This window comes from Hyphomonas sp. (genome assembly GCF_041689225.1).
Lineage (GTDB): Bacteria > Pseudomonadota > Alphaproteobacteria > Caulobacterales > Hyphomonadaceae > Hyphomonas.
The window spans coordinates 1-9,447 of the sequence record NZ_JBDNGN010000048.1; the positions used below are offsets into that span (position 1 = coordinate 1).

Here is a 9,447-nt window from a genome sequence, read left to right on the forward strand (position 1 = left end):
AGACCCCGTGAACCTTTACTACAGCTTCACAGTGGCATTAAAGAATATATGTGTAGGATAGGTGGGAGGCTTTGAAGCATGGTCGCTAGATTGTGTGGAGCCAACCTTGAAATACCACCCTTGTCTTCTTTGATGTCTAACCGCGGCCCCTTATCGGGGTCCGGGACCCTGTGTGGCGGGTAGTTTGACTGGGGCGGTCGCCTCCTAAAGTGTAACGGAGGCGCGCAATGGTAGGCTCAGAGCGGTCGGACATCGCTCGTTGAGTGCAATGGCATAAGCCTGCCTGACTGTGAGATCGACGGATCGAGCAGAGTCGAAAGACGGTCATAGTGATCCGGTGGTCCCGAGTGGAAGGGCCATCGCTCAACGGATAAAAGGTACTCCGGGGATAACAGGCTGATGATGCCCAAGAGTCCATATCGACGGCATCGTTTGGCACCTCGATGTCGGCTCATCACATCCTGGGGCTGGAGCAGGTCCCAAGGGTTTGGCTGTTCGCCAATTAAAGTGGTACGTGAGCTGGGTTCAGAACGTCGCGAGACAGTTTGGTCCCTATCTGCCGTGGGTGTTGGAGACTTGAGAGGATTTGTCCCTAGTACGAGAGGACCGGGATGAACACACCTCTGGTGGACCTGTTGTGGCGCCAGCCGCATTGCAGGGTAGCTATGTGTGGACTAGATAACCGCTGAAAGCATCTAAGCGGGAAACTAACCTCAAAACTAGGTCTCCCTGAGAGCCGTGCAAGACCAGCACGTCGATAGGCTGGGTGTGGAAGTGCAGCAATGCATGGAGCTAACCAGTACTAATTGCTCGATAGGCTTGATCGTGAAACTCGTGTGTAGTGTAAAGCGCATCGCTTTCGCTCATACTTGGGCCTCGAAAAGACATTTTGGTTTCATATTGCATTATACCTTGCTGATTTCCGCCGACCCGGTGGTTATGGCAGGGGGTCCCCACCCGATCCCATCTCGAACTCGGTCGTTAAGCCCCCTTGCGCTGATGGTACTTCGTCTTAAGGCGCGGGAGAGTAAGTCGCTGCCGGGTCCGCAGAAATCAGTAAGTATAATGCCTCTTGCAGACACAATCTTTCCATTACTTCGAACAGCCGTTTCGCGACGGCTTGCCGTGACGGACCTCGGTCCACACGGCTCTTGTCCGGCCTCAGCCTGGAAATGGCGGGCCGGATTTGCATTTCAGGGCTCAGCGCCTTAAATGCTCATACAGTTGACGCGGGATGGAGCAGTCCGGTAGCTCGTCAGGCTCATAACCTGAAGGTCACAGGTTCAAATCCTGTTCCCGCACCCAAATAAAGAAACCCGTCTCACCCGTGAGGCGGGTTTTTTTGTGTCTGGCGTTCAGGGAATTTGGTATGGCCCACGTCCCGGCATAGTATTGGCCGATTGTGACGATGACTAAAGGCGCGAGACCCATGACGACACGACCAAGAGGCCGTCCCGGCCAGGATGACGCTGATGTCGTGTCGGATGACGTGCTGCTTGATGCCGTTCTGCGCGCGTTTGGTGAAAACGGTTTCGACGGCACCTCGGTTCGCGATGTCGCGCGCCGGCTCAGTATCAGTCACAACCTGATCCCCCAGCGCTTTGGTTCGAAATCCGAGCTTTGGTATGCCGCCGTCGATTACGGCTTTGGCCGGCTGGACGAGGAACTGATCCGCGAGGGCAAGGCGCTCGGCGATGACGAACTGGTTATCCTGCGGGGCTTGCTGGTCCGTGTTCTTGAACTCGGTGCGCTTCAGCCTGCATTGCTGCAGATCATCAATCAGGAAGCCAGTCACCCCGGTTCGCGCTTCGACTATCTATTCACCCATTTCATCAAGCCAGCCGACGCGTTCACAAAGACCTGGCTCGATAGCCTGGCGGCGCAGGGGCGGATCCGCAAACCCTCGCCGGGCCTGCTCTACTTCCTGATCAACCATGGTGCCGGTAGCATGTTTGCCTTCCCTGATCTGGCAGCGCGACTGAACGAAGATGGTGGCACAGCAAAGGCTGCAAGCGTCAGGGAGCAGGCTGAAATGATTGTCGGTATACTGCTCGATGGCATGTTGCCGCGTTGAGACCGCCAGCCTTCAATTAAATTGACAACTGTCACGACGTCTGTTTCTATTTGTTCGGAAGCGAGTGCGCACACGACCAAATAGAACAGGAATCCCCATGCACGATGTGATTATCCGAGGCGGCACAGTGATCGACGGAACGGGCGCGCCAGCGACCAAGGCAGATGTCGCCATCAATGGCCGTGTTATTTCTGCCATCGGCGACAATCTGGGGCCGGCGCGCGAAGAAATCGATGCCACGGGATTGCTCGTGACACCGGGCTGGGTGGATATCCATGCGCACTATGATGGCCAACTGACATGGGATCCTTATGTGACGCCTGCAGGCTGGAGCGGCACCACCACGGTTGTTGTCGGCAATTGCGGTGTCGGGTTCGCGCCCGTGCGCCCGGACCAGCATGACTTCTTGATCCAGCTGATGGAGGGTGTCGAAGATATTCCAGGCGCCGCTCTTGCGGAAGGCATCAGCTGGGAATGGGAAACCTTCCCCGAATATCTTGATGCGCTCGAGCGCCGGTCCTTCGCCATCGACATTGGCACGCAAGTCCCCCACGGCGCCGTGCGCGCCTATGTGATGGGCGAGGGTGCCAATGTAAAAGAAGCGGGCCCCGATGACATCCGGAAGATGGCAGAGATCGTGAAGGAAGGACTAGAGGCTGGCGCGCTCGGTTTCTCAACGTCGCGCACGACGCTGCACCGGGCCAAGGACGGCCAGGTGGTTCCCGGCACGTACGCGGCCTCTGACGAGCTTTTTGAAATCGGTCGCACGCTTGGCCATGTCGGGCATGGCGTGTTCCAGCTTGCCGGCGACTATGTCCCCGAGGAATACGAGATCGGCTGGATGAAGGCGCTGGGCCGGGAAATCAACAAACGTATCCTGTTCAGCATGGTCCAGAGTGCAGGCGACCCGGACCAGTGGCGGCGCCTGTTGCAGGCCGCCAAGGAAGACTCGGCCGAGGGCGGGTACCTGACGCCAATGATCGCGCCAAGGCCCGTGGGCCTGCTGCTCGGTTTCGAAAGCAGCGTTCATCCCTTCTTGCTGCACCCGGGCTTTGTCGCCCTGCATGGCCTGTCGGTCGACCAACGCCGCGCGGCCCTTCGCACACCTGAAGTGCGCGAGTCGATCCTGAACAATGCGCCGGACTTCTCGAAAGCGGATGGTCTGCTCGCGATGTTCACCATCGGGTTCGAACAGATGTTTCCACTTGGGGAAAAGCCGAATTACGAGCCGGCGCCCGAAGAGAGCATCGCCGCCCGTGCCGAAAAGAAGGGCTGTACCCCGCAGGAACTCCTGTACGACATCATGACGTCCGAGACCGGGAACCTGATCTACCTGCCCATGTTGGGATATGTGGATCGCAATCTCGATGCGACATCCGAACTGATGCGCCACCCGAACAGCATTTATGGTTTGGCTGATGGTGGCGCGCATTGCGGCCTGATCAGTGATGCCAGCATTCCCACATTCCTGCTGACGCATTGGGCGCGCGACCGCACGCGGGGCGCGCGTATTGCGATCGAGGAACTGGTCGAAAACCAGACCCGCCGCACGGCGGAGTGCTACGGTCTGAATGATCGCGGCGTCATTGCCGTTGGCATGAAGGCTGACATCAATGTCATCGATTTCGACAAGCTCGAGATCCACGAGCCAAAAATGACCTACGATCTACCGGCAGAAGGCAAGCGGTTCCTGCAGAAGATTACCGGGTATCACGCGACCCTGTGCAGCGGCCAGGTGATCTACCGGGACGGAGAGCCGACCGGAAACCTGCCGGGCAAGCTCATCCGTGGTCCGCAAGCGGCCACCAACCTCGATAAGGCTTACGAGACAGGACTCGTTTCGTGATTCCGTCGGTCACGCGGAGCGATATCAAGCTTCCCGGCCGCGCCGGTGATCCGGACTTCCACCTCGCAACCTATCAGGCGGGTAGCGGCCCGGCCGTTGTCTTCGTGCATGGCTTTCCCGATCTTGCGATCGGCTGGCAACACCAATTGCCTGTCGTTGCCGCAGCGGGGTTTCACGCCATCGCCCCGGACATGCGCGGGTTTGGCGGCAGCTCATGCCCGCACCCGGTCGAGGCTTACAGCCTGTTTGAACTGACGGGCGACCTCGTCGCTCTTCTGGATGCGCTGGATATCGAGAAGGCGGTGTTTGTTGGCCATGACTGGGGCGGTTTCGTCGCATGGGCGATGCCCGTGCTTCATCCTGACCGTGTGGCGGGAATGGTAGGTGTCTGCACGCCCTATATGCCATTTCCAAGCGTCGCGACCCACACAGCGGTGGTGGATGGTGACGTCGAGCGCCAGTATGTCTCCTGGTTCCAGATTCCTGATCTCGCTGAAACAGTCATGGACCCGCATGCGCGCACGATCGTGGCGAAGATCATGCGGGGCAGCGCGCCGCTGGAACAGGTTTACAAGCATGCATTTGCCGATGGGAAACTGAATGCGAACCCATTCCTCAATCCCTCATTGCCGGACGGGTTGGGCAAGCCGCTGCTCGATGAATCGACGTTCGAGCATTATGTCGATGCCTATTCACGAACAGGCTATCGGGGCGGTATCAACTGGTATCGGAATATAGACGCCAATGCGGCGGCGCATCCAGATGTCGGTGTCGAGCCGCTTGACGTGCCATGCCTCATGCTGACAGCTGAACTCGATCCGGGTCTGCGGCCCGAGTTCGCGGCAGACATGCCCGAGCGATGCAGCGATCTCGAAATGCACATGATCAGGAATGCGAGCCATTGGGTCCAGCAGGAATACCCGGACAGTCTCAATGGATACATCCTGTCCTGGCTAAGGCGGAAGTTCTGAATCGCGAACAAAAAAAGCGCGCTGGCAGGACCAGCGCGCTTTTCCATTAAAGGCCAAATGGCCCAGCCTATTCAGGCTTGTTGGCGTCAGCCGTTTCTTCGATCTTGTCGCCGGCCGCTTCGATGTCCTGGCCAGCACCTTCGACGGTGTTACAGGCCGTGAGGAACAGGACCATGGCAGCGGCGCCGATGGTACCAGCAGTCTTGAGTGCTTTTTTCATTGTCAGTCTCCTTGCAATTAACCTGCAGACCCAACGCGCGCCCGATTACCCGGTTCCCGTATTTTTCGCTAACTGGAGAAACTATTTTTTGAGGTGGATCGCACCGTGCAGGAACATGTCGACGACTATGTCGACCGATGCCTTTATCTCTTCCTGGCTCGGGCGAACGTCGTCGTCCATAAGTGCGCGGTTCACAAGGCCGGCGCGTGTCATTTCCAAGAACAGGCTGGCGGCCCTGTAAGGGTCTTCGAGCTGGATCTCGCCGGCGTCGACGCGGTCGATCAGGTAGTCGGCGAGCGCCTGGCGCAGGCGGTCTGGGCCACGGCGCACGAACTCCCGGGGGATATCTGGGAATTTTCGGGCAAGTCCAAGAATTAGCCGGTACATTTCGAGTGATTCCGGCTCGAGCAGTTTGCTCGTGAACTGCTGTCCAATCCGGCGTAGGCCGTCGGCAACGGGGGCATGGGCGGACAATTCGACCCCCATGCTGGCCGTGATCTGGCGGATGCGCTCGTCGAGCATGGCCAGGAACAGGCCCTGCTTGTCTCCGAATTGTGAATACAGGGTCGACAGTGACCCACCGGCGCGCAGCACGATGTCCGACATGCTGGCGGCTTCGTATCCCTGCTCAAGAAACACCTCGCGTGCCGCCGCAATAAAGGCCGCGCGTCGCTTGTCGCCCCGGCTGACCGGTTCGGTGATTTGCGTACCTGTCGTGCCAGCGGTGTCCATGCCTGCTTGGGTCCTGTCTCTGCCTGATTTCAACCTTGCCACTTGAAACCGTAATTGACATTACACATTTTCAGAGTGTAATCAATATTACACTCGCCGGGCTCCGTCTCGGCGAAACAATGATGAGGTATTCAGATGGCGCTCAAGCCATTTCCGTCCGCTCCGAAAGTCGTCGAGCCGGTGAAGGAAGCCCACCGGGCCGAGGTCCAGGCAGAAAGCAATGATGCTGTAGCCTCAGCGACCGCACCGCCCGTCAATTACCGCCGTTACGCCGCCTATGCCGCGATTGCGCTTGCCGCGCTGTTTGCTGTCTGGAAGGGCGTCGGCTGGTGGACAATGGGCCGTTTCGAAGTGACCACCGACAATGCCTATATCCGGGCGGACATCACCACCGTCTCTTCCAAGATCCAGGGCTATGTCGAGACTGTCGCCGTAAAGGATAATCAGGCCGTGAAGGCGGGTGACCTTCTGGTCGTGCTAGAGGGCGCAGATTACGCTGCCCGCCTGTCGGAAGCCAAAGCGGCCCTGTCACAGGCCGAGGCCCAGGCCGCGCAGGCGCGTGCCGAAGTTGCCTCCAAACGCTCGCTCGAAGCGTCAGCCTTGGCCGAGATTGCGGCCCAGAGGGATCGGCTCGCCGAGACCCGTGCGACGGTTCAGTCCGTGCAGGCAAATGAGAAACTCGCGACCGACGATCTCACACGCTACACAGAGCTCGCGGGCAAAGGACACTATCCTGCCGCCCGCCTTGAAACAGCGCAGGCCGAGTCCGATGCCGCAGGTGCCGAAGCGAACCGCGCCTCCGCTGCGGTCACGACCCAGAAGAGCCAGCTGCATGTTGCCGAGGCCGGTCTCGCGCGGGCCCGTCAGGACATCATCGCTGCCAAGGCAGCCGTCGCAGGTGCAGACGCCCAAGCGGACGCTGCGCGCGCCCGCGTCACAGCGGCCCAACTGGAAGCGGGCCGCACTGAAATCCGCGCACCGATTTCCGGCGTCGTCGCCAACCGTGTCGTATCGGAAGGACAATTGCTCAGCCCGGGCCAGCAGGCGCTGTCCGTCGTGCCGGTGGACCAGGCCTATGTCATTGCCAATTTCAAGGAGACACAGGTCGAGAAGATGCGGCCCGGCCAGAAGGTCGCGCTACATGTCGACGCCTATCCTGATCTCAGGGTCGAAGGCATTGTGGACTCGCTCGCGCCAGCGTCGGGCGCGCAGTTTAGCCTGATCCCGCAGGATACGGCGACCGGCAATTTTATCAAGATTGTCCAGCGCGTGCCCGTGCGCGTCGCCATCTCGAAGGCGGCGCTCGATACCGGCCTGATGCGGCCAGGCCTGTCGGTCGAGGCGGTCGTCACCGTCAAACCAGCCAAGTCGTGAGATGACCACGTCCGACACGACGCAGGCGACCAGTCCGCCGGCTGAGGTTGCCGGCGACAAGGTGCCGTGGACACTGCACGTCGGCTTCTTTGCCATGGTCATCGGCATGTTCATGTCTATTCTCGACGTGCAGATCGTCGCCAGTTCCATCCGTCAGATCCAGGCGGGGGTCTCGGCCAGCAGCGATGAAATCACTTGGGTGCAGACCGGCTATCTGATCGCCGAAGTCGTCGGTATCCCGCTCTCGGGCTTCCTCAACCGCGTCTTTGGCCTGCGCCGCCTTTTCATGATGTCGGCTGCGGCTTTCACGGTCTCCAGCGTACTCTGCGCCATGTCGTGGGATCTCGATTCCCTGGTCTTCTTCCGTTGTATCCAGGGCTTTGTCGGCGCCGCCATGGTGCCCTCGACGATGGCCGCGGCCTTCACGCTGTTCCCCGGTGGTCGGTCAATGACCCAACAGGTGATGATCGGCATGGTCGCCACGCTCGCACCGTCGATCGGGCCGACTCTGGGCGGCTGGATCACCGGGCACATGAGCTGGCACTTTTTGTTCCTGCTCAACGTCATTCCCGGGATTGTTGCGGTCGTGCTCGTGTGGCGGTTCATTCCGCGCCAGAAAGGCGAGGCGAACCTGCTGCGCCGCATCGACCTGATGGGGCTGGTGAGCATGGCGGTGATGCTGGGCGCCTTTGAGTGGATCGTCGAAGAAGGTCCCGCAGAGGGGTGGTCCCAGAGCGGCATGATCGTCCGCTGGACGTTCTACTGCATTGTTGCCACGGGCATCGTCTTCTATCGCGCCTTTCGCGTGGAACATCCGATTGTCGATCTGACCGTGTTCCGCGACCGGAACTTTGCGTCCGGCGCAATCGTCGGGGCCGTTGTCGGGTTCGTTCTATATGGATCGGTGTACGCGTTGCCGCTCTTCCTCGGGCAGGTCCACGGCTATTCGGCGCTGCAGATTGGACAGATCATGGGTGTGTCGGGATTGGCCATGTTCTTCGGCGGACCGATTGCCGGTGCACTGACGCGGCGGTTCGATCCGCGCCTGATCCTAGGCACCGGGCTGATCATGATCACGATCGGCGTTGCCGGCAATGCGCAGATGACGCAGGAGTCGAGTTTCAACGAATTGTTCTGGCCGCAGGCGATACGCGGCGTCGGCCTGATCATGACCATGGTACCGACCACCAACCTCGCCCTTGGCACGCTGCCGCCGCTGCGGGTGGCGAACGCATCAGGCCTGTTCACCGTCTGCCGCAACCTTGGCGGCGCCGTCGGCATTGCCTTCCTGAATACGCTGTTGCTGCGCTATAATTCGCTCCACCAGCAGGAACTCTCTGCAGGGATGAGCATCGCGCGGCCCGAGGTCCAGGCGTGGCTCAGCCAGACGGCCGCGCGACTGCAGTCGGCGGGCGTGGCCGACCCGCAGGGTGCGGCGATGATGGAGCTCGGCCACCGGGTCCAGATGGAAGCGCTGGTGATGACCTACAACAACCTGTTCATGGCTATGGCCATGGCCTCCGCTGCAGCCTTCCTGATTGTCTTCGTCCTGCGAAAGCCCAATCCTGCGGCAGCGCCTGTCGCGGCGCACTAGCATCTTCGGAAAAGAAAAAGGGCGCTGAAACATCAGCGCCCTTTGTCGAATCTATATGTCGTCGGAATGTCAGACGACGTTTTTTCCGCGTACGGCCCGAACCACGAATGTCAGGACCAGAAGACCCAGGAAGACGAAGAACAGGATCTGCGCGATCCCGGCCGAAGCCCCGGCGATGCCGCCGAAACCAAGAGCGGCGGCGATAATGGCGAAAATGAAGAATGCGAGTGCCCAACCGAGCATGATGTGTCTCCTTGTAACTGTTTCCGGCTTGCTGCGCCGTTGAACAATCAACTCGGGCCCCGCCCGAAAGGTTCCGGAAAAAGTCCGGCGGAACCTTCGCCTGTTCGGCGGCGTTGATTTGACGGCATGCGTGCGTCTGGCCGATCTCGACACGAAGGAACATCCGTTGAAACTCTACGCGCTGATAAATGCCGAATCCGGTTCGACGGCGAACAATTCCGAAGACGCATTGCGGTCAGAGCTGCAGGCGCTCGAGTTATTGTCAAATCTGGTGTTTGAGAGTTTTTGGTCATGCGGCGATCTGGCCAGTTTCGGTGGTTTCGATCCCGTCTTTAAATTTGACGCCTGTGATGACTTTGGCCAGATAGTCAAAGCCGCGTAGCTTTCTCCAAT

The 9,447-nt window shown here is 59.6% G+C and carries 9 protein-coding genes, 1 tRNA gene and 2 rRNA genes; 9 read left to right on the plus strand and 3 right to left on the minus strand.

All coding sequences use genetic code 11. The annotated features are described in order from the left end of the window. The 6 genes from ACESNB_RS03945 to ACESNB_RS03970 all read left to right on the plus strand — a co-directional run. Positions 1-827: ribosomal RNA gene (locus ACESNB_RS03945) — 23S ribosomal RNA — on the plus strand; the annotation flags it as partial. A gap of 102 nt (positions 828-929) precedes the next feature. Next, positions 930-1,044 (plus strand): 5S ribosomal RNA (gene rrf, locus ACESNB_RS03950). A 184-nt stretch (positions 1,045-1,228) separates the two neighbouring features. Next, positions 1,229-1,305, plus strand: a tRNA-Met gene (locus tag ACESNB_RS03955). A gap of 124 nt (positions 1,306-1,429) precedes the next feature. Next, the gene (locus ACESNB_RS03960) at positions 1,430-2,074 is read left to right on the plus strand and encodes a TetR/AcrR family transcriptional regulator (RefSeq protein WP_373004155.1); all 645 of its coding nucleotides are present in this window, start codon (positions 1,430-1,432) and stop codon (positions 2,072-2,074) included. 97 nt (positions 2,075-2,171) lie between these two features. Beyond that, the gene (locus ACESNB_RS03965; RefSeq protein WP_373004158.1) at positions 2,172-3,920 is read left to right on the plus strand and encodes an amidohydrolase family protein; all 1,749 of its coding nucleotides are present in this window, start codon (positions 2,172-2,174) and stop codon (positions 3,918-3,920) included. Next, positions 3,917-4,891: an alpha/beta fold hydrolase gene (locus ACESNB_RS03970; protein WP_373004162.1), complete on the plus strand. Its 975-nt coding sequence runs from the start codon at positions 3,917-3,919 to the stop codon at positions 4,889-4,891. The genes ACESNB_RS03965 and ACESNB_RS03970 overlap by 4 nt, the downstream gene beginning before the upstream one ends. A gap of 67 nt (positions 4,892-4,958) precedes the next feature. Here the strand turns inward: ACESNB_RS03970 and ACESNB_RS03975 are convergent, their stop codons facing one another. Both ACESNB_RS03975 and ACESNB_RS03980 read right to left on the minus strand, forming a co-directional pair. Further along, positions 4,959-5,111 (minus strand): entericidin A/B family lipoprotein, encoded by a 153-nt coding sequence (locus ACESNB_RS03975; RefSeq protein ID WP_373004165.1) that lies wholly within the window; start codon positions 5,109-5,111, stop codon positions 4,959-4,961. Between the two features lie 81 nt (positions 5,112-5,192). Beyond that, entirely contained in the window at positions 5,193-5,843 is a 651-nt protein-coding gene (locus ACESNB_RS03980; protein WP_373004168.1) for a TetR/AcrR family transcriptional regulator, read from the minus strand. Positions 5,844-5,978: 135 nt separating this feature from the next. On the opposite strand from ACESNB_RS03980, the gene ACESNB_RS03985 reads away from it, so the two are divergent. Beyond that, on the plus strand, positions 5,979-7,217 hold the full coding sequence (locus tag ACESNB_RS03985; RefSeq protein ID WP_373004171.1) for an efflux RND transporter periplasmic adaptor subunit: 1,239 nt from the start codon (positions 5,979-5,981) through the stop codon (positions 7,215-7,217). Position 7,218: 1 nt separating this feature from the next. Next, a complete protein-coding gene (locus tag ACESNB_RS03990; protein WP_373004175.1) occupies positions 7,219-8,811 on the plus strand; it encodes a DHA2 family efflux MFS transporter permease subunit in 1,593 nt (530 codons plus the stop codon). Positions 8,812-8,880: 69 nt separating this feature from the next. On the opposite strand, the gene ACESNB_RS03995 is transcribed toward ACESNB_RS03990, so the two are convergent. Continuing rightward, positions 8,881-9,054, minus strand: coding sequence for a DUF1328 domain-containing protein (locus ACESNB_RS03995; protein ID WP_373004178.1), 174 nt, complete (start codon positions 9,052-9,054; stop codon positions 8,881-8,883). 130 nt (positions 9,055-9,184) lie between these two features. Here ACESNB_RS03995 and ACESNB_RS04000 point away from each other — a divergent pair, with 130 nt between their 5' ends. Then, on the plus strand, positions 9,185-9,436 hold the full coding sequence (locus ACESNB_RS04000; RefSeq protein WP_373004181.1) for a hypothetical protein: 252 nt from the start codon (positions 9,185-9,187) through the stop codon (positions 9,434-9,436). Positions 9,437-9,447: the final 11 nt, after the last annotated feature.

What these genes read in the sequence shown, in the direction of transcription:
- ACESNB_RS03960 (WP_373004155.1), top strand. Translation starts at nt 1,430, where the DNA reads ATGACGACACGACCAAGAGGCCGTCCCGGCCAGGATGACGCTGATGTC.
- ACESNB_RS03965 (WP_373004158.1), top strand. Translation starts at nt 2,172, where the DNA reads ATGCACGATGTGATTATCCGAGGCGGCACAGTGATCGACGGAACGGGC.
- ACESNB_RS03975 (WP_373004165.1), bottom strand. Translation starts at nt 5,111, where the DNA reads ATGAAAAAAGCACTCAAGACTGCTGGTACCATCGGCGCCGCTGCCATG.
- ACESNB_RS03980 (WP_373004168.1), bottom strand. Translation starts at nt 5,843, where the DNA reads ATGGACACCGCTGGCACGACAGGTACGCAAATCACCGAACCGGTCAGC.
- ACESNB_RS03985 (WP_373004171.1), top strand. Translation starts at nt 5,979, where the DNA reads ATGGCGCTCAAGCCATTTCCGTCCGCTCCGAAAGTCGTCGAGCCGGTG.
- ACESNB_RS03990 (WP_373004175.1), top strand. Translation starts at nt 7,219, where the DNA reads ATGACCACGTCCGACACGACGCAGGCGACCAGTCCGCCGGCTGAGGTT.
- ACESNB_RS03995 (WP_373004178.1), bottom strand. Translation starts at nt 9,054, where the DNA reads ATGCTCGGTTGGGCACTCGCATTCTTCATTTTCGCCATTATCGCCGCC.